At 26.8% G+C, this 20,823-nt stretch carries 24 protein-coding genes, 1 rRNA gene and 1 pseudogene; all 26 read right to left on the reverse strand.

Annotation, left to right across the window (positions count from 1 at the left end):
- A 16S ribosomal RNA gene (locus tag MBFIL_RS05545) occupies positions 1-117 on the reverse strand; the annotation flags it as partial.
- A gap of 431 nt (positions 118-548) precedes the next feature.
- Positions 549-1,430, reverse strand: a complete 882-nt coding sequence (pdxS, locus tag MBFIL_RS05550; protein ID WP_066972242.1) for a pyridoxal 5'-phosphate synthase lyase subunit PdxS — start codon at positions 1,428-1,430, stop codon at positions 549-551.
- Between the two features lie 310 nt (positions 1,431-1,740).
- Entirely contained in the window at positions 1,741-1,938 is a 198-nt protein-coding gene (locus MBFIL_RS10575; protein WP_066972245.1) for a hypothetical protein, read from the reverse strand.
- Positions 1,939-2,020: 82 nt separating this feature from the next.
- Entirely contained in the window at positions 2,021-2,719 is a 699-nt protein-coding gene (locus MBFIL_RS05560; RefSeq protein WP_066972248.1) for a HisA/HisF family protein, read from the reverse strand.
- Positions 2,720-2,944: 225 nt separating this feature from the next.
- Positions 2,945-3,856, reverse strand: coding sequence for a DUF4013 domain-containing protein (locus MBFIL_RS05565; protein ID WP_066972251.1), 912 nt, complete (start codon positions 3,854-3,856; stop codon positions 2,945-2,947).
- Between the two features lie 329 nt (positions 3,857-4,185).
- On the reverse strand, positions 4,186-4,368 hold the full coding sequence (locus MBFIL_RS05570; RefSeq protein WP_066972254.1) for a hypothetical protein: 183 nt from the start codon (positions 4,366-4,368) through the stop codon (positions 4,186-4,188).
- Between the two features lie 171 nt (positions 4,369-4,539).
- Positions 4,540-6,585, reverse strand: a complete 2,046-nt coding sequence (feoB, locus tag MBFIL_RS05575; RefSeq protein WP_066972257.1) for a ferrous iron transport protein B — start codon at positions 6,583-6,585, stop codon at positions 4,540-4,542.
- A gap of 85 nt (positions 6,586-6,670) precedes the next feature.
- Positions 6,671-6,934: a FeoA family protein gene (locus MBFIL_RS05580; protein WP_066972260.1), complete on the reverse strand. Its 264-nt coding sequence runs from the start codon at positions 6,932-6,934 to the stop codon at positions 6,671-6,673.
- 389 nt (positions 6,935-7,323) lie between these two features.
- The gene (locus MBFIL_RS05585; protein WP_245637461.1) at positions 7,324-7,905 is read right to left on the reverse strand and encodes a hypothetical protein; all 582 of its coding nucleotides are present in this window, start codon (positions 7,903-7,905) and stop codon (positions 7,324-7,326) included.
- A 499-nt stretch (positions 7,906-8,404) separates the two neighbouring features.
- Positions 8,405-8,683: a DUF3194 domain-containing protein gene (locus tag MBFIL_RS05590; RefSeq protein WP_066972266.1), complete on the reverse strand. Its 279-nt coding sequence runs from the start codon at positions 8,681-8,683 to the stop codon at positions 8,405-8,407.
- 129 nt (positions 8,684-8,812) lie between these two features.
- Positions 8,813-9,160, reverse strand: a complete 348-nt coding sequence (locus tag MBFIL_RS05595; protein ID WP_066972269.1) for a prefoldin subunit beta — start codon at positions 9,158-9,160, stop codon at positions 8,813-8,815.
- A 260-nt stretch (positions 9,161-9,420) separates the two neighbouring features.
- Positions 9,421-9,702 (reverse strand): KEOPS complex subunit Pcc1, encoded by a 282-nt coding sequence (locus MBFIL_RS05600; protein WP_066972272.1) that lies wholly within the window; start codon positions 9,700-9,702, stop codon positions 9,421-9,423.
- A 55-nt stretch (positions 9,703-9,757) separates the two neighbouring features.
- Entirely contained in the window at positions 9,758-10,237 is a 480-nt protein-coding gene (locus MBFIL_RS05605; protein WP_066972275.1) for a Brix domain-containing protein, read from the reverse strand.
- Positions 10,238-10,407: 170 nt separating this feature from the next.
- Positions 10,408-10,539 carry a DNA-directed RNA polymerase subunit P gene (locus MBFIL_RS05610; RefSeq protein WP_066972278.1) on the reverse strand — a complete coding sequence of 44 codons (132 nt, stop codon included), beginning with the start codon at positions 10,537-10,539 and terminating at the stop codon, positions 10,408-10,410.
- Complete coding sequence (gene rpl37A / locus MBFIL_RS05615; RefSeq protein ID WP_066972281.1) at positions 10,540-10,809, reverse strand: 50S ribosomal protein L37Ae; 270 nt, start codon at positions 10,807-10,809, stop codon at positions 10,540-10,542. It abuts the gene before it with no gap.
- Between the two features lie 270 nt (positions 10,810-11,079).
- Positions 11,080-11,868 carry an exosome complex protein Rrp42 gene (rrp42, locus tag MBFIL_RS05620; protein ID WP_066972284.1) on the reverse strand — a complete coding sequence of 263 codons (789 nt, stop codon included), beginning with the start codon at positions 11,866-11,868 and terminating at the stop codon, positions 11,080-11,082.
- A gap of 19 nt (positions 11,869-11,887) precedes the next feature.
- Positions 11,888-12,595, reverse strand: coding sequence for an exosome complex exonuclease Rrp41 (rrp41, locus tag MBFIL_RS05625; RefSeq protein ID WP_157078696.1), 708 nt, complete (start codon positions 12,593-12,595; stop codon positions 11,888-11,890).
- 475 nt (positions 12,596-13,070) lie between these two features.
- Positions 13,071-13,877, reverse strand: a pseudogene (gene rrp4 / locus MBFIL_RS10995) (exosome complex RNA-binding protein Rrp4); the annotation flags it as partial.
- Between the two features lie 674 nt (positions 13,878-14,551).
- The gene (locus tag MBFIL_RS10180; RefSeq protein ID WP_084266318.1) at positions 14,552-14,881 is read right to left on the reverse strand and encodes a HEPN domain-containing protein; all 330 of its coding nucleotides are present in this window, start codon (positions 14,879-14,881) and stop codon (positions 14,552-14,554) included.
- A 68-nt stretch (positions 14,882-14,949) separates the two neighbouring features.
- Positions 14,950-15,273 (reverse strand): nucleotidyltransferase domain-containing protein, encoded by a 324-nt coding sequence (locus MBFIL_RS05635; protein WP_084266319.1) that lies wholly within the window; start codon positions 15,271-15,273, stop codon positions 14,950-14,952.
- 261 nt (positions 15,274-15,534) lie between these two features.
- Complete coding sequence (locus MBFIL_RS05640; protein ID WP_066972290.1) at positions 15,535-16,236, reverse strand: ribosome assembly factor SBDS; 702 nt, start codon at positions 16,234-16,236, stop codon at positions 15,535-15,537.
- A 310-nt stretch (positions 16,237-16,546) separates the two neighbouring features.
- The gene (gene psmA / locus MBFIL_RS05645) at positions 16,547-17,332 is read right to left on the reverse strand and encodes an archaeal proteasome endopeptidase complex subunit alpha (RefSeq protein ID WP_066972293.1); all 786 of its coding nucleotides are present in this window, start codon (positions 17,330-17,332) and stop codon (positions 16,547-16,549) included.
- 490 nt (positions 17,333-17,822) lie between these two features.
- On the reverse strand, positions 17,823-18,212 hold the full coding sequence (locus MBFIL_RS05650) for an Rpp14/Pop5 family protein (protein ID WP_066972296.1): 390 nt from the start codon (positions 18,210-18,212) through the stop codon (positions 17,823-17,825).
- Between the two features lie 80 nt (positions 18,213-18,292).
- Positions 18,293-19,024, reverse strand: a complete 732-nt coding sequence (gene rnp3, locus MBFIL_RS05655; protein ID WP_084266320.1) for a ribonuclease P protein component 3 — start codon at positions 19,022-19,024, stop codon at positions 18,293-18,295.
- 80 nt (positions 19,025-19,104) lie between these two features.
- Positions 19,105-19,521, reverse strand: a complete 417-nt coding sequence (locus MBFIL_RS05660; RefSeq protein WP_066972299.1) for an RNA-binding protein — start codon at positions 19,519-19,521, stop codon at positions 19,105-19,107.
- A gap of 230 nt (positions 19,522-19,751) precedes the next feature.
- Complete coding sequence (locus MBFIL_RS05665; protein WP_066972301.1) at positions 19,752-20,297, reverse strand: 50S ribosomal protein L15e; 546 nt, start codon at positions 20,295-20,297, stop codon at positions 19,752-19,754.
- Between the last annotated feature and the right edge of the window lie 526 nt (positions 20,298-20,823).

Raw genomic sequence — 20,823 nt, forward strand, 5'->3', positions numbered from 1 at the left:
CCTAAGGGTAGGTTATCCACGTGTTACTGAGCCGTACGCCACGAATATAAATTCGTTCGACTTGCATGGCTTAATCGAACCCCAATAGCAGTAGCCTCTGCCAGGATCAAACAGATTTGACAGAAAACATAGTAAAACAAATTATTTTGACTATAGAAGTACATAAAGACAGAAAATAAATAATAGACGGAAATATAATTGTATAATAATTATCAAGTAATATTCTACAACTAAATATCACCACATCTACCAAACCAACATCAAACCTAAAACAAAATTTTAGGCTCTCATTAAAATAATAATAATTAATTAAAATATCATATCTTTGATTAATTAAAGATAAATATTTATAAACATAATATAGCTATATGTGGAAATAATGACATTCATTGTCAAGTGTTAATACATTAACTCCAGTCAACGCCAAAAACACATAGCACAACTTATAATCAAAGGTACAACAACCACAAAAATTAGTAGAAATTATTGCAAAAAACATATAATGATAATACAATAGCTAAATAGAAATAGCTATTAAATTCATTAACTTACCATCCACGCTCTTGCATACGATCAGCTTCGGCAATTTCAGATATTTCTAAACCTTTCATTGCTTCACCAAGACCTTTTGAAACTTCAGCAAGAACATCAGGTTTATCATAGTTTGCAGTTGCTTCAACAATAGCTTTAGCAAATTCAATAGGGTTCTTTGATTTAAATATTCCAGAGCCTACAAAAACACCATCTGAGCCGAGTTGCATCATTAAAGCAGCATCAGCAGGAGTAGCCACACCACCAGCAGCAAAATTAACTACTGGAAGTTTTCCAAGTTCTGCAGTTTTCTTAACAAGTGGGAGCGGAGCTTCAATTAATTTAGCATAGTTTCTAAGTTCTTCTTCATCCTTACCAGATATTGTACGGATTTCACCCATTACTTTTCTCATATGTCTAACTGCTTCAACAATATTTCCAGTTCCTGGTTCACCTTTAGTTCTAATCATTGCTGCACCTTCATCAATTCTACGCAAAGCTTCCCCTAAATTTCGTGCCCCACATACAAAAGGTATTGTGAATTCTTTCTTGTTAATGTGATATTCTTCATCAGCAGGAGTAAGTACTTCACTTTCATCGATCATGTCTACTCCAAGTGTTTGTAATATCTGAGCTTCTGCAATATGACCAATTCTTGCTTTTGCCATAACTGGAATTTTCACTACATCAACAATTTCCTGAACTTTATTAGGATCTGCCATTCTTGCAACTCCTCCAGCAGCCCGAATATCTGCAGGAACCTTTTCAAGCGCCATAACAGCAACTGCTCCAGATTCTTCAGCAACAACTGCTTGCTCAGCATTAACAACATCCATAATGACTCCGCCCTTAGTCATTTTAGCAAAACCTTCTTTCAAAACATTAGTTCCTTTTTCCATAAGTTAAATCTCCATATACTCAATTAAATAGCTATTTTATAACTATAATTAATAAAACTAACTGAATTAATTAAATTTATATTATAGCTAAAGATAAAATAATAGTTTTAATTATAAATTTTAATTAATAAGAATTTGATTTTTAAATATATAACCTTTTACTTTATAATCTTTTTTAAGTAAAAAAATAGGTAATATTTAAGAAAATTATATTTATTAAAAACAAGATATATAAATTATTAATATATTCTTTAATATAATAATTAATTAATTACAAAAAATATTAACTATAATAATATAATTAAAAAAACTAAAACGTGAATAATATGGCAGCAACAACAGTATTCAGTGGAACAATGATTTTCTCAAGAATTATCCCAATTATTTTAGGATTTCTTGGAGTCATTTTAATAAGCTCTGGAATTATGGATAAACGAAATATAAACACAATTATAGGGTCAGCTCTTTTTATAATAGCTGCATTTACTCCATTTGTAATATTACCCATGTTAATCTAATAATATAATTAACAATTAGCTATCTCATTACAATTATCTATCTAAATAATATATGTTAGTATGATTAATTGTTTAATATAAATTAGAAGATAGGTCTATTTCCCCATTATGAATAGCTGAACCAACTAAAGCTTTTTTTATTCCTAACTTATCCATTTCAGAAATATTATCATTAGCTATTCCTCCACCTAAAATTATATTTTCTTTAAATTCTGAAAATTCATTTATGAGTTTTGTATTAATTCCTTTTTCTGTGCCAACCCTTGATATATCTAATAATATTATTTCATCTGGATTAATGTCATGTAAAACATTTTTAAACTCATTAAGGTCAATATCCAAACTATTTGAGTATAGTTCATTATCTTTTATATCAACACTTACAACAATCCTCTGCCTACCTATTTTATCAAATATTTTATAAAGCTCATCTATTGACTCTAATGTTTCAGTAGCTACAATTATTTTATAAGCAAAGTCTAAAAAGAATTTAAAGGACTTAAATGTAGAAATCCCACAATCTAACATCACTGGCACAAAAGTATTTATCATCTTAATTTTATCCAAGTTGTTCCCTTGCTTTTCAATTAGATCCAAATCAGCAATATATATTTCATCTGCACCAGTTAACTTCAGTGAATTAGAAATAGCTATTGGATTAGAATCAGGACTAAAAATAGTTTTAAGCTGAGAATAAGTAGACCTATTCCCAGATTTACCAGAAACAGCCATACCATTCATTAAATCCATTACAGGAATTATTTTAACCATATTACCAACATTATTATTATTATTATTTTATTTAAAATTAAATATTAATATAAATTAATATAAATATAAATAGCATATAATTTAAAAATTGCTGCAATTTAACAAAAAATTAATAATAAATTATTAAAAATAATAAAAATACTAAAAATAATAAACAAAAAATAGTTAAAAAAAGAAATTAAAAGAAATTAAAAGTTTTGTTTAAATTATTAATTTTAAATTAGACTATAATTCCTCTGTAGATTCATCCTTATTATCACTTTCACTTTCTATTGAATCATCAGTTTTATTCTCTGTAACAACACTTTTAGAATCTTTAGTAAGATATAATAATCCTAAAGCTCTTGAACTAAATAACATTATATATGGATGCAAGAGTAATGAAACAATTATAAACAAAACAAAAATTAAAACAATTCCTATTAAGCCAATAACTGGGATTAATAAAAGTAAAGACAAAAGACCAAATACTAAACCTAAAGCAATGACAATTAAGAGAATTATTAAGAATAAAACTATATACCATACTATATAATTTCCCCATCCAATTTGTCCAATGGTATTGTATATTTCTTTAAAATTAAATGCTTCTGAAAGTTTTCCAGTATCTGCCATTCGTGAAATGGCTATTTGTAAGAACAATCCAAAAATTATGAAAAGTATTAACACCACAATACTTACAATAACAATTGGCAATATTGGTACTGCACTTACATCTACAAAATTACCAGTGATTGGATTACCAAACAATCTTTCTACAGATAACAACCCAGTTATAAAAACAAGTATTACAGTTATAATAAAAGGTATTATAAAGTACACAATTTCAACAACAAAAACTTTTATTCCTTCAACTAAGTTATTAACAAAGTTAAAATCGGGCGATTCATTAATTCCATTGATTGTACTACGAAGTACATCAAAAACATACCCCTCTGCAATTAAATATACTATAAGACCTATTATTGAAAGAACTAATCCTAAAATAAGTATAGGTGTAGAATTACCCAAAGATGTGGAATATACCTGATTTACAAGCAAATTCCCAATAACTAAAAATACACCAAGTATTAACAACTTTGTCCAATTATTAGATGGAAAACGAAGACTATCTGAAAATATTTCCTTAAGTTCCATAAAATTCACCAACTTTTAAAATGTTTATATCGACTATTAACTACAACCCTAAATTTTGAGTCATTTATTATACAAATTTATTGTATGTTATATATATTATAATTTCATGTTAATAAAACTTTCTATAATATATACATGTTAATTAAATTAAATTATATATTCCATTATTATAAAAGAATTATATATAAAATATAAAAATAGAAATAAATAATATAAAAAATTAATAATAAAAATAAATAAAGTATTAAATATAAAGATAGAAATAATTAAAAAATAGTTATAAATCATGAATAAAATATTGCAGTATTAAATAGTATTTCAAAATAAGATTATTTTAGTCCTAATTTCTCTTTTAAAGAAATTATGAACCCAAATTCTTCTTCATAAGCTGGAGAGTTACCATAACCACAATTAGGACAGTGCACCACATTACAATTACTTTTTTCACATCCTTTACAGCTTTGTCCAGATTTTTTTTCATCAAATTCAAAACCACATCTTCTACATTCCATTAATTTTCACCTTTAGAATAACTGCATATAACTATATTTTAAAGTACTATGTTTTAAAACAACTATACAAAACAAAAAAAAGAAGAAATTAATTAATTAAAAATTAATTAAAAAAATTTATAAGTTAATATAATTTAAATACAAGCTAAATCAAGAATTATACTGATCATGTTATACGAATCCCAATAATAAACCTCCATGATAAATAATAAATGAAACTATGTATGCAGTTACAGTAGTAACAGCAACCATTATTAATGGCCACTTCCATGAGTTAGTTTCTTGTTTTATCGTACCTAATGCTGCAAAACATGGAACATATAATAATACAAATACCATAAATACATACGCAGTTAAAGGAGTGAATAATCCCTGGACTGCTGTAGCTATTCCTGCCCCACCCTCGGTTGCCGTAGCTATTCCTGCCCCATCCTCGGCTACTCCAAATAAAGAGCTAAATGTTCCAACAACAATTTCTTTAGCAACTATGCCAAATAATAAAGCAACTGAAGGTTGCCAATCTCCAAAGCCTAAAGGTTCAAAAATTGGAGAAGCCACTGTCCCTATTTGACCTATTACACTTTCTTGTGAACCATAATCTACTCCAATAGGTAAGCTACTTAAAATCCAGACGATAATAGCTGCTGCAAGAATAATTGTTCCTGCTTTTCTAATAAACCCTAATGATTTTTCCCATGTATGGATTAAAACACCTTTTAAAGAGGGCAATTTATAAGAAGGTAACTCCATAACAAAAGGACTTGTAATTCCTTTGAACAATGATTTCTTAAGAATAGCTGCTACAATAATAGCTACAATAATCCCAAGAATATATAATGAGAATACAATTTCACCTTGATACGAAGTGAAAAATGCTGCAACAAATAGTGCATAAACTGGTAATCTTGCAGTACAAGACATGAAAGGAACTATAAGCATAGTTAATATTCTATCTCTTTCGTGTTCCATTGTTCTTGTAGCCATTATTGCAGGTACACCACAACCAAAACCCAAAATCATGGGAATAAATGATTTACCATGTAAACCCACTAATTTATGCATTACTTTATCCATTACAAATGCAGCTCTTGCTAAATAGCCAGAATCTTCAAGTATACTTATCATTAAAAACATCAGGACAATAACTGGAATAAAAGTAAGTACCCCACCTACCCCACCAATAAGACCATCAACAATGAATGAAGACAAGACCGTTTCTCCTAATGTTGCAGATATTATCTCACCTAACCAAGTAAATCCTCCATCAATAAGTTCTTGAAATGGTGCTCCTACTGTGAAAGTTATTTGGAAAACTAACCACATTATAACAAGAAATATAGGAATTCCTAAAATTTTATTCGTAACATACTTATCTAATTTCTCAGTAAAACTAGGTTTTTCAAACACTGGTTTTTTAACAGATTCTTTTAATAAGCCTTCAATAAAAGCATAACGATAATTAGCTATTATTTCTTCAGGAGTTTCATTGAAAACATCTTTTAAATGTTTTTCAACCTTATCTAACTCAACAAATATTTCCTTAAAAATTGGAGATTCTTTAACTTTTTCTGTAATAATTTTATCATTTTCTAAAAGTTTAATAGCTGTCCATGAAGAAGAAGCCTCCATTAAATTTTCATCTTTTTCAATGACACCTCGAAGCTCAGAAATATGTTCTTTTAGTTCATTACCATAAACTAATTTTTTACTACTGTTTATAGGGTCGTTAGCAGCTTTTTCAATTGTTTCTAATAGTTTTTCTTTACCTGTATCATCTATAGCTTCAATTTCTACAACAGGCACTCCTAAAAGATCTGATAATTCTTTTATATTGATATCATAATCTTTTTTCTTGGCAAATTTATTCATATTCAATGCAATAATTAAATTTGCTCCAAGTTCCATCATTTGCGTTGTTAAATATAAATTCCTTTCTAAATTAGTTGCATCTACAATATTAACAATAACATCAGAACTTTCATCAACAATAAAATCCCTTGAAATAATTTCTTCAATAGAATATGCACTTAATGCATAATTTCCAGGGAGATCAATTATATCAAGTTTATAATCCTTAAAGTCTAAATGACCCTCTGCTTTTTCAACAGTTTTACCTGGCCAATTACCTACATGATGATGCATACCTGTAAGATTATTAAATAATGTCGTTTTACCTACATTTGGATTTCCAGCTAATCCTACTTTTATAATTTCCATTGATATTTTCTCCATACTATGAATTTATTTAACTCATCATAGTTCAAAAGCCCGAATATAAGATAATCTACTTAATTAACAAATATTAATCTAATATCTGAACTTTAATGTTTTTTGCTTCATTTTTACGAAAACAAATTGAATAACCTTTTAATCTGAGTTTAAGAGGATCACCTAAAGGAGCCACTTTTTCCAACATTATTTTAGATCCTTTTACAAATCCCATATCAAGAAGATGTCTTTTTAGATTAGCATCACCTTCATTGTTATAAGATATTATAGTTCCTTCTTCACCATTTTTAAGTTCATCTAATGTTTTAACAGTTCCTTGAAATTTTTCTTCGTTCATGATACCACTTTACAATTTAATTATATTGATATAGACATTATATTCAACATTAACATGACTTATTCATAAATTTAATTTTTATGAATACCTAAAAATATTATGAAATTCTACATATATAAATGTTTAGGAATACCTAAAAATAATTGTGAAAAATTATTAAGTGAAAAGTTTAGGGACACCTAAAAATAATTATATTTATCTACATATATAAATGTTTAGGTATACCTAAAAATCATTAAAATTTAAAAAAATAATAGCAATGGAATAAAGATAAGCTATTTAAAGCACTGTATAAGTTATCTAAAATAATTATATTGGTTTAAAAATAAGATAAATAGAATAACATAAATAAAAAAGAGAAATAATAAAAAAGAGAAATAATAATAAATTCATCTATAATTAAGTTGATTATAGTTATACAACCTTTGTAAATCAGATAAATGACTTATTTCATAAGGATAATATTTATTTGAAATATACGGCCAAATTAACCCCTTAGCTATGTAATAATATGCACCAAGACGCCCATAATACTTCCAAGCAATTTGAGTATATAATGGGAATCCGCAACCAGGATTTAAGTAAGGATCACCTTCCCTTACAGTTCCATGATAAAACATAGGTATTGGTCCCTCTTGACCTCTATCCACAGCTAACCGATCAATATAATTTAAAGCTTCATCAAGAGTATTGAAATAAATACCATCAGCCTTATAATCATATCTATCCTCAGGAATTCCAAATAAAAACGTTTGAATAACCTCTCCCCAGTCAACATAGGTTTTATATGTTGAAGGATCAACAAAAGCAAGTTCTAAAACCGATACTCCATCTGGAGCTAAAATCTGCTCATCCTCATCAAAGTTACGGTAATTAGAATCCCCACCATAATGAACAACTAAAATACATTTAGATCCTTTTTTCGCAGCATATTCAGAAAGAACCTCTGCATTTGCATGTCCTGGAAACATATCAGGATTGCCGACTTTTGTAATTGTTAAACGTCCAACTGGCTCTACTAAGCTAAACTGAGACGCAACATATAAAAATACTCCGAACAATAATATAATAGCTATTATAATAGAGACATAAGTAGATTTTTTCATTGCAATCCTCTTACTATAAATAATACATGAAAAATTATTAATTTAAATATACTATTAAAACAATTAATCAAAATTGTATGCAGTAATTATTACATTTATTAAATATAATATAAAAAGTTTTAGATTTTTTGAAGTTAAATATAAAACACTGATTTAGCAAAAGAGAAAATTTTGCAAAACCTCATTATAGGTACTTTAATTGAAATCAACAATTAAAGTGAGAATTGTTAGAATTATATAGAAAAAATCTTTTATTTTTCAAATTCCTTGTCCAAAATAATAATAATAATAATAAATAAAATTTGAAAAATAAAAAATAAATTACAAAATTAGTATGAAATATCCACCATAGAATGCAAAATAGCTATTCACGATAACTATCTAAAAATGAATCAAGAGCACTTAAAGAAATATCAATAGTTTGGTTAATTAGCTCATTATTACATGAAGAAAATTCATCAAAATCTAGAGCAATGCTCATATCTACATCAAGCTCAGTTTTATATGAAATTTCGATATTAACATCTATATCAAGTAATTCTTTTGATGAAACTTTAGATAAAATATAATCAATAGCTGTTGAAGATAAAAAATCTGAGATTTCATCTAATTCTTCTTGATTCAAAGACTTAAGTTTTTTCAAAATTACACTCCAACTATTATTAGAAAAAATAAAAATAATAAAAGCATTAGAAATAAAAATAATAAAAATATTAGATAATAAAAGTATTGAATAAAATAATAACTAAAAGTTAAAATAAATTATGTACACTTATTGAGGACTTAATTTCATAGCATCTTGAATTGATGTTTGCATTTCTTGAAGTTTCTTTAAAACTCTTTCTTCTTGGCGAGCCATTGTTTTTTCTCTAAGTTGAAGAGTTTCTAACTTTTCAGTGAGTTCATCATTGATCTCATCCCTATCCACTTTAATAAGAATATTACCTGCTGTTTTAAATACTTCAGCACCAGATTCCGTTTTCTTAAGCTCTTCAATTGCAACTTCAGTTTCTTTAATTTGAATATCTACATTTTGTTTTTGAACTGTAACAGCTTGAGCTTGCTGTTGTAACTGTTGAAATTGATTTATTTGATGTTGTATATTTTGAGGAACGTCCATATAATCACCTATTTTAATAATAAATTGTATTTTAAATAAAATGTATTAAATAAATTGTATAATCACATACATAATAATCATGAAAATTATCATTGAATTACATGATTAAATTAATATATAAATTAAATATAATAATTAGATTTAATATAATTTTAACTAAGTAATTATCAATATTGCAATTTAAATTTTATAATATTTAATTATATCTAAAATTATTATTAATATGAAAATTAAATAAAACTTAAAACATTAAAAATATCTTAAAATTTAGTTAAATTAATAATTTCTAAAGATAATTTAATCCACTTGATAATAGAGTTAATTGAAGCTCTAAATGAAGTCATATCCTGAGAATCAATAGTAATATGTATAAAATTATCTTTAATAGCTAAATTCAGCTTAGATCTATAATCTGGAGAAGTTTTAACTTCATTTATAACTGATTTGTAAACAAGTTGAGATTCCTCTAAGCTATCAAACTCAAGAGAAATAGTACTGTTTACATTATTAACAATCTGAGTTTTATCATCAGTTAATATCATTAAATCATACCATGAAAATAAATTTATGAAAATAACTCAAAAATACTCAATTAGATTAAGTTATAATTTTTTTAATAGCTATTTCAAAATCGATTTTAGAATCTTTATTATTGTAAAATTCAATAATAGCTATGTTATCATTTTTATTTGAGCTTTTAATATGAATATAATTACCAACAATATTTTTTCCAGTAGGTATATTCATAATTTCACTTAATACTTCAAGTTTAGGAAAATCACACTGTAATTTTAAATAATTAGTATCAATATTTAGCCGTTCTTTAGTTATTTTTGCAGAGATAATAAGTGATAAGCCTTCATCACCATTTTCATTGTAAAAAGTTATTTTAGATGGATTTCCTTTATTTTCATATACTAAAATTAATGAATTTTCATCCACACTATGTGCTTTTAAGAACAAATCCCTAATACTCATTTTTCCACGATTAATATATGGAAAATCCAAGGCATTAGATAAATTCTTACAAAAAGACCTTGTTTTTTGAGAAGGTTTACGTGATGAAGAAATAAGCATAAAATAACCTAATATTGTTTAAAAAGTACATATTTAATAAAATACATCTAATTAATATATTTTTAACTAAATGATGCTTTTAATTATATTATCTAAAAATTAATAATAAAATAAACTAAATAAATAGTTATTAATTAAATCCAAATGTTTAATTAAATCCAAAATATTACTTATTTCGCCTTAATAACATTTTTAACTTCAGGAACTTTTTTAACAAGAATCCTATATCTGCAACTAGGGCATTTATTTTCCATGTAACTTTTAAGATCGATTTCTGCCCCGCATTCTAAACATCTATACAATTATTGACCTCCAACAGCTCTTTTTATATTACGAGCAGCAGATTTAAGCATAGGAGTTTGTGGCACATAAGCCCCACCTGTAAAAGTGACACCACATTTTTTACATTTCCATATCCCTGCACTGACTCTTTTAACATAAGGTCTATCACATTTAGGACATACATGTTTCTTTTTCATGTTTTCTTCAATGGATTTTACAGACCTTTTAGCTTTTCTACCATATCTAGCTCCGAATCTTCCTGTAATTCCTACTTTTTTAGTTCTAGCCATAATATCACTTTAATAAACTTTAATATAATAATTGAAATCTAAAGATTAACTAATAATTGAAATTAACTAATCAAAAGACAATGAAAAAATAAGCAGTAAAAACTTACCAATGATAATATTAGTTCCTGCAAGTATTTAAACTTAATGTTTAAATCGCTGATTTCACAAAATAGAAAATTGTAAAATCTCCCCAATGGCACTTTAATCGTATTCAACACAATAAGGAGAGAATTGGAAAATTTTTTATTTTTCAATTCAGAGTATGCACAATTAATTAAGAGCAGTTAATAAATTCTTAGATAAAGAATAAGCTGTTGAAACTGCAATTCTTATATCATCTTGAGATAATGATCCATTACCTCCTTTTTGCATAGCACATATTTTTCCAGATTCAGTTATACCTATAGATAGTCTTGCATCTAAAATAGCTTCTTCTTCAAGTGAAGGATCAAATACCATTTTATCACCTATTTTAACAGCAGTGCACAAAGTAACTTTATCAGTTAATTTTAAAGGAGATGTATTTTCTTTATCTACAATTAATTCGTCATTTTCAATTTTAACCATTGGTAATTTTGTATTCAATAAAGCAGCTACAACTGCAAGTGTTGCAGCATCAAAAAGGTTCCCATCATAGTCAATGATGTGTAAATCAACAAAGAGTAACCATACTTTCTTGCCTTCTAAAATACATAAGTTTTTTAAATCTACCATTTCACTTTCACGAATTGATCTATCAACAACTCTTGCAAGTTCAACGGAATCCTCAGTTGGAGGTCCTGGTTCAAATGTAGGATCTGCCATAGGCAAAAACTCAGAATTAATCATTAAAACTCCTGAATCAGGAGTATCGGGAAATGGTTCACCAATTTGAGGTTTAACACCCACTATTATTTGTGTATCGCCTAATTTTACTTTTGCAGAACCTTCAGCTTTTGAGACAAGATCTGTTTCAATAACAATATCCCTATATTCATTAAGAGACCTTCCGTCTTCTCTTTCTTCATTATTTATAAGACCAATTATACTATTTTTTGTAATTTCAGGTATGATATTCATATTATTCACCCCTATTTAACTATTCTCCATATTTAGCCTTAAGTGCCTCTCTTTGAACTTCACTAATCCTCATACATCCCTCAATAGCTAAGTCTAAAGCTTTATTAAATTCTTCTTCTGTTAGATTTCCATCACTTTGAAGTAAGGTAACTTCTCCAGTCCGTGGCATAATAGCTACTGGAACATCCGCTTGACCTTCTTTATCCTCAACTTCAGATAAATCCAAGACAATTTCATTATTATTCTTACCAGCTGCACAACCAACAACAATATCTTTCATAGGAATTCCAGCATCAGCTAAAGCAACTGCTGCTGCAGTTATACCTGCACACCGAGTTCCTCCTTCAGCTTCAATAACTTCTATATAAACATCTACCATAGATCTTGGAAATTCTTCCAGAAGTAAAGAGGGTCTAAGTGCTTCAGCAGTTAATTTAGATATTTCAGTTGACCGTCTATCAGGACCTGGTCTTTTACGATCATCTACAGAGAAGGGAGCCATATTATACCTACAACGTATAACTCCAGTGTCTGGGCGAAGTAATCGTCTAATATATGATTCCCTAGGACCATAGACAGCTGCAATTATTTTATTCCCACCTACTTCAAGATACGCAGAACCATCAGCTCGTTTCAAGACTCCTGCTTCAATTTTCAAAGAACGGATTTCGTCGAATGCTCTTCCATCCTCTCGCCCACTATCAACTTTATCATTTGTGATTATAATCACCTCTTATATTCTCATCTTTACCAATATGCTAATTATTTATTATCATTATTAATTTAAATAGAATAATCTATTCTTTTTTCTTTAAAGACTTTAATTTTTCCTTAATTAATTCAAGTTCTTCTTTTGTTTTAGGTTTCACACTATCAATTATTATAGATGAATTCGTAATATATTCTATTGTGCTTATTCTGTTGTCAGAGGATTTATTCTGAATCTTTAAATTTTTACCCTTTAAAAAGTTAGGAGCCTTAATTTCATTATTAGGCTTAGTTAATCCACTATTTTCAATAGATATGGACTTCAACTGAATATTTTCAGTATTAATAGAATTAAGACCATCTAAATCACTAACAGGTTCAACATCAACAGACTTAAAACTATCTAAATTAGCACCATAAGATTTAAACTCCTCATTTTTATTATCAATATCATTTTTAGCCCTTAAATCCTTACTTTCGTTTTCTGAACTATTAAACTCATTATTAAAACTATCCTCAAAATGTTCTAAACCTTCATTAAATTCTTGAAGTTCTGGTTTTTCTAGTTCCTCTTCAAAATCATTATCCTTAACATCATCAGGATTATTTAAATTAAAGTCTTCAGGTAATTCACCATCAATTAATAAATATAATTTTTCTTTGATTCTGTTTGTAAGTCCTGAAGTATGAGCTTCAGCTTCAATTAAGTTTATTATGTCTCTAGTAATTAGCTCCATTTCTTTTTCACCTTTAACCCAAACAACACCATTTTGACCAACAACTATTTTACAATCAGTCTTATCTTTTATCATGTTTATCATGGAGCCTTTTTTACCAATTAATCTTGGAACTTTAGTTGGAGCGATATTTACTAATATTCCTCCTCTAAATTTTCCCATTCCTCTACCTTTAAGACCTAATCTAACTTTTTTAACTTCATCAACACTTACTACTCTTAAAAATAGTACATCCCCAACTTTAAAAACTTTATTTAAGTCGTTTTTTTCTCTTCCAAAAACCTCTGATGCTGGAAGTATTCCCGAGTAAGGAGAATTTATATTTACTCCCCACATTGAAAAGCGAACATCGTCGATTTCTCCGATTGCCACATCTCCTCTCTTTGGAATATATTTGCTTTTTAGAGGAATTACACTAATCTTTTTATTTCTTATAGATACTAAACCAGTTAATGAAGAGCATATTTTACTCCCTTCCTTAAAAGTTCCTCTTCCAGAATAATAATCTCCTTCAGCTAGTATTTCACTTGGAACTACTAAATATTTATCTTTTACATTTATCATACACTTTATTCTCCCTAAGGCGATCTAAGCATTAAATGAATTGAACAGTGATAAAAATATATAATTATTAATTTAAGCCATATAATGTAATATTTGGATAAGCAATAGATAATAATTTTATAAAAATACTTTTATAATTGGTATTATTATGTTAATCTTATGATTATTTATAATTACTCATAGTTAAATATTTTTAATACATGTATACTTAAAATTTATTTTAGAAAGAGTACCAAGAATAAATATTATAGATTAAATTAAAAAGGAATATTGTAAAAATAAACAATTTGAAAGGATATTTCAAAAATTCAAAATTGGAAATAGATTATTATGAATAATACTAAAAAATAATATTAAAAAATTCAAATCAATACCATAATTAACTGTGAATTATCATTAAAAACAATAAATAAACTACAATTTAAAAAAACAATAAATTTAAAAATTATATTAATCATTCAACCCATTAATCATTGATTTGAAGTTCAATGGAAAATAATTATACTTTTCAAAGCAAACTTTACTTGATAGAGACTTTTAACTACTCCGACTTATAGAAATCGAGGAGTCGCAGGCAAGAAATCTATTAGGCTTCAGTAACTGTGCTATCCTGTACCAATGGTTTAAATGTTCCCTAAAATATTGTCCTATTCTCTCCTGAACACATTTAAAGTTTATTTCAGAAATTTTTCACATTCTTCAATGAAATTTTTTGCTTTTTGAATATTGTGTATTGCATCATCTTTTGAGAAGTCTACTCTAACATCATAATCTGCATCTTCTCTATCATCAAATAACTTATACAAAATTCTAGATATTCCTGGATTAAACTCTCCTGTTTTAATATACTCTTTACCAAAAAATTGAAGAGTTCCTCTATGACTCTTTGTATTTATTCCTTTTTTAAGTAATAATGCCTTAGCACCATGAAATACTGCATAATAAGAACGATTAACTGAATTGTTGTATCTTTCATTAATTATGGCAATTTCAGAGTCTTTAATTGCCCATAAGCACTGTGAAACTCTAGCCTAACCTCTTCATCCATAAATATTCCTGTTATTTATTTTTTCTAATGGATTAAAATCCCATCTTTATTAACATTTGAAAAAAAAGAAAAATCCTTATATTTAGTATAATAACTATCATGTTTAATTTTTACTGAAATATGTTCACCTGTTTTAATAAGAACATCAATTACTTTGTCATAAACATCATCACCAATAATTCTTTTGTCCTGTTTTTTACTCGTAATAATTAAAATATCAATATCAGAATCCTCCGTATCTTCATCCCGTGCAACAGATCCGAATAAAATAATTTTCACGATTTCAGGATGATTTAAAGACTTAGCAAAATCAACAGCAATTTGTTTTCTATCCATATTTAACACCATAATTTCCTAAGTAATACTATATTTATGAACTTTTAATATTAATAGTTTACTAAAAATAGCAAAAATAACACTGTAAATTTTAGGTGTGGTTTTCTATTTCAAAAATTATTTTTTACAGATACAATACAATATTTAAAAATAAAGATAAAAAAAGAACTATGAGAATAATAGAAAATATAAAAAATAAAGCAATATGGAAATAATATTTAATTTAGCTATTCAATTAATTATTTAAGTAAATACTTTATTTAACTGATTTATTTATTTAATTGCTTTTGTTTCAGCTTTTCCCCCAGATAGTTCCCCCATTTTTGCAGAAAATTCATCTTGGAGACCTCCAGGTATTTCAACAATAGCTATCCATGAACCATCTTGTTGCCATTCTTCATTTAAGATTATTCCAAACCGAGATATGGAGCTAAAAGCAGTTCCTGCTACATTACCTGGTAAATGAACAGCTACCTTCACTTTTTCAAAGCGTATTGGTATTTTGACCCTAATAGCTTTTAAAACAGTTTTTACTTGTTCATCTACAGATTTAAAAGGATCAATATGTATTTTTGATTCATCCATTGCATTTTCTATTCTTTTTACAGGATGCGGAAGTCCAGTTTGAGGATTAATAGATTCTCTTGATATTTTATTAACTACTAATTTTCTTTTCTCTTCTTGCATTTCTTTTTTCTGCTTTGCAGTTAATTGAATAGTTCCCCTTTGAACAATTTCAGTTGCTACTTCTAAAATATCAATATTTTGAAAAACTGTTTCCATAGCCTCTTCAGAAGACTTATCTCCTTTTTTAGCATCTTTAAAAATTTCTTCAACTGCTAAAACATCTTCAATAGCAATATCCTTATTTTCAGGATTCTTAAATTCTGCTGCTAAATCTGGATCAACTAAAACCTCAAACTTTTCACCATGAGATTCTAATCTTGCAATGATAGCATCATCTATATTAACCATTAATAATCACCTATAAAATAAATATAAAATAAATAGTATCTATTTAATGAATTTATATAATTAGTATATTGTATTAAGTTAATTTAAAGTTTTTTACTCAAAATAAACAATAGAAAATATCTAAAAGGAAAATAGTGAAAAAATAATAAATGAAAATAATAGAATTATTAATTTAATTATTAGATAAAAGTAAAATTAATAATACTACTAACAGGATTAATAGTAAAAACAATAGAAGGTTAATAATTAGTCAAATAGTATAACCAACAGCTAAACAATGAAAAGAATTAAAAAAAATTAAAACTGAAGATTAATCTTCATCTTTTATTTCTTCTTCTGAAGTCTCCTCATCTTCTTCATCATTTTCATCTTTTCTCTCTAACAGAGAAGTAACATATGTTTCTACTGCTTCATCTGAAAGTTTTTTGTATTTTTTAGTGCTGTTATCGATAATAGCTATTTCAACACTGTCTGCAGTGGTTTTTCCTTCAGTAGCTTCGTAGACAGCATCTAAAGCTAAGTTAATAGCTCCTTCTAAGCTGATGTCTTCTTTATAATTTTCTTCAAAGACTTCCATAGCTACAGATCTTCCAGACCCTATTGCTGTCGCTTTATATTCAATTAAAGCCCCACTTGGATCGGTTTCAAATAATTTGCAGATATTGTCGCTTATTCCACCAATAATAAGTGCTGAACCAAATGGCCTAACACCTCCATTTTGAGTATAAAGTTGTTTCATATCACATATTTTCTTTGCAAGTGTTTCTACCCTAATTGGTTCACTATAAGATATCTTATTTATTTGAGATTCAACACGAGCCCTTTCAACTAAAGCCCTTGCATCAGCTACAAGCCCAGAAGTAGCTGCACCTATATGGTCATCTATTTGAAATATTTTTTCAATAGATTTAGATTCAATTAATTTACTTGTGGTTCTTTTATCAACTACAAGTACCACCCCTTCATCTGATTTGACACCTAAGGAGGTTGTTCCTCTCTTTACTGCTTCTCTTGCATATTCCACTTGAAATAATCTTCCGTCAGGACTGAAAACAGTGATTGCCCTATCATATCCAGCATTTTGTAATGGTTGCATATTAAATTACCTCTCTTTTTGACAAAAATGTTAATAAAATTAATTAAGTTAATAATAATTGATTTGGATTATATTTCATGGAAAATAGCTATTTTAAAAATAATGCTCAAAATTAGCTATAATAATTAAATATAAATTATTTATATGATTTTACTAAGTAATAAACTATTTAAAATTCAATAACACAATAAATAGTAATACTATTTGAATTTTAAAAATCAGTTCAAATTTTCAGATTTTTGTATATAATATAATCATTTCAAAAGATTTTAAATTCATATAAAAATTATATACTATTATAATGTATGTACTTAAGAGTTTATAAAGTTTTCTATTAAAGTTACATTTTATTACTTTAATTGATAATAGCTAAATTACATAAATACCATAGATTATAATTCAAATTTATGTACATAAATCAGTAAAATGTAGGAAATAGGAAAACAAATTCAATAGCTATTATTAATACCACAGATGAAAAAAAATAAGATTAATTAATAAATTTATTTACAGCAGACTTAATTGTTCCACAAGTACCAATTGTTGTAATAGCTAATTTTTTTCTATTAAATTTTGAGATTAATGATAAACTAACCCTAACATCATCTTCAAAATTACGACCACACCTTAAAATAGCTCGATAATAATAAAATTTAGTATGATAATCATTAAGCATTTGTTTTGAAATAGAATTAAAGCTAAAAAATTTCATGACCCATAAGTTGAAATTACTTGTTCCAAGTTCCCCTTGAAACTTAACGCAAGCATCCCACGTAGCTAAAACCAAATCATCTTTTGTAATCTTCCCTTCAGATTTAATATCTAAAACAAGATACCTATTATTAAGTCTAAGTGTTGGAGGTAAAATTTTAAGTTTCATAGATACCGAAAAACCTTTATTTGAATATTATACAATCATAAAGCCATATAAATGTTGCAGTAGTAATTAAGAATTAATATCTATTTTCTAATCTTTTTAACACCTTGAACAACAATATTATCTCTTTCCTTATTAAAATTAATTATATTTCTTGGATTATTATTGAAACAATTCTGTAAATGATTAGTATCAAGCCCTAAGAGTTTGAAAAAAGTAAATGTATCTTGAGGTGTGCGGATATCAAAGATTGATTTTGCTCCAGAGCTTAATATTAATGGAAATTTAAATTTTTTATATAATTTAATAATATCTCTAAAATTAGCTATTATTTTAGCTCTGTATGTAAGATATGAATTTAAAACATCATTAAGACAAAGTTCAATAGCTACATTGTTGCGAACTGCTTCCTTTGCTAAAACATGATTTAAACCAGCATCATATCGTTTAAAATAAGGACGGGAAAGAACATCTATTTGTATATTTTCACAAGCTATACGATTAATCTTTATATCTCCACCCCAAATAGATATTATATTAGTTGAATCTCTAAACTTTTTAACATACTTTCTAATATCATTAGGGTTTTTAACATTAATTTCAACACCAAAATCAATACTAATTGGTCCTTTAGAATATTCACTTGTTAAATTTAAGGATTCCTCAATTAATTCATCTTTATAATCCAAATTTAGATAATTATCAGTAGAATACATCAAATTAACATGATTCCAACCTAATCTATAGGCTTCTCTAACTAACTCTAAATCAGAGCTGAATTTCCCCCCTCTTAAATTAAAATCATGAAAAATCATTTTATTTTGCACCTTAATGATTTTTTAAATTAATAATCATTAGTCCTACCTTATTTTAATGTTTAAATAGCTATTTACTATTAAAGATTATTTTTAATAACATCAATAGCTATTTTCTTTTTTGCAGGAAAAGCAGCTATTTTAAGTTTTAGATGAATAGAATCTCCAGAATCTATTATTTTAAGTTCATCTTCATAAGCATATTCTTTTGAAAATCTCAAAAATAGATTCCCATTATCATCCATTTTTCTACTTAGATTATCTATAAAACTATTTTTATCAAATTGTGGTGTGTTAGTTAGTTTTTCCACAAAATTTTTAATATCTCTATTTTTATCTATTCTACCAGATAAAATTGTAATAGGTTTCTCATCAAAGCCTTCAGCTATTTCTCTGTTAACTTCAGCTGTAGGTAATAGATTATGAAGAGCGTTTATGAGTTTTTCTTCATCTTCATCAGCATATACAAAAATTCTATATCTTATATTATGAATCATTTGATAACAACCAATAAATATAGTGGATAAATATAGTGGAATAAATAATGATGATAAAAATAGCTAATAAAATAAAATATTTGATAAGAGATAGCTATTTAAAAATTAAAATTATTATTGAATTAAAATTATTATTAATAATGTTATTAGTATTATAACAGTGTTATTAGTATCATGAAATAAATAGGACCTAAATTAAATAAAAAGTAATGAAAAGTAAAATAAAATAATTATCTTACTTTTTCAGCACCTTTACCTTTGTTTCTAAGACCTCTACCTTTTTTACCTGCGCTGGTTAAGCCTCTGAAAACTCTACCAGTATGTTGGTTTTCGCAAATCCAATTAATTTTATTATCATTTTTAATTGAAGGATTATTAGGATCCACTAAGATAACTTCATAAAATTTAAATTTACCATCAGCCCATACCCAGTAAGAGTTTAAAACTTCTAAATTTGGATATTTTCTAGCTACACGTTCCTCAGCAATTCTTTGAATAGATTTTGCAGGAGTAATCTTTTTAACACCCATTCTTTTAGGTCTACGACCTGCTGTAAAACGAGATTTTCTTCTTCCACCACGTCTAACACGAGTTCGAGCAAGAACATAACCGCTTTTAGCTTTATAACCTAATGATCTTGCACGATCAAGTCTTGTAGGTCTTTCTATTCTTTGAACTACTTTTTCTTTTCTCCACTGAGGAGCTCTTTCCCACATAAGTTCCCTTACATAAGAATTATCAGGGTTTTTCCACGCATCTTTAATATGTTTATACATTAAAATACACCTCTTGTTCAGCTTAACGCCACATCCAGGGAATATTAAATCCCAAAAAGAGTTTATTAAATATTAAAAGTTCACCTAATAAAACAATAACTTATAAAAATAGTATAAATTCAATAAGAATTAGATGATAAAAAGATATATTTAATTGATTATATAAAAAGCTTTCGATTATTAGAAAAATGAAAAAAATAACTGGAAAAAATGTAGAAATATAACAATAACCACAAAAAGAAAAATAAATAAAACAATATTTAATAATTTAATAATTTAATAATTTAATAATTTAATAATTTAATAATTTAATAATTTAATAATTTAATACTTTAATACTTTAATACTTTAATACTTTAATACTTTAATAATTTAATACTTTAATACTTTAATACTTTAAGGAGATCTTCCATAATTCATTGATTAGTTAATTGATATTTATTGGTTTATATTGTGATGATGAAGTAATATTAAGTTAAAATAAGGATTATTATTTAGTTTATTGGGTTTTAAGTGGGTTATGTTT

This window comes from Methanobrevibacter filiformis (genome assembly GCF_001639265.1).
In the GTDB taxonomy this organism is placed as follows: domain Archaea; phylum Methanobacteriota; class Methanobacteria; order Methanobacteriales; family Methanobacteriaceae; genus Methanacia; species Methanacia filiformis.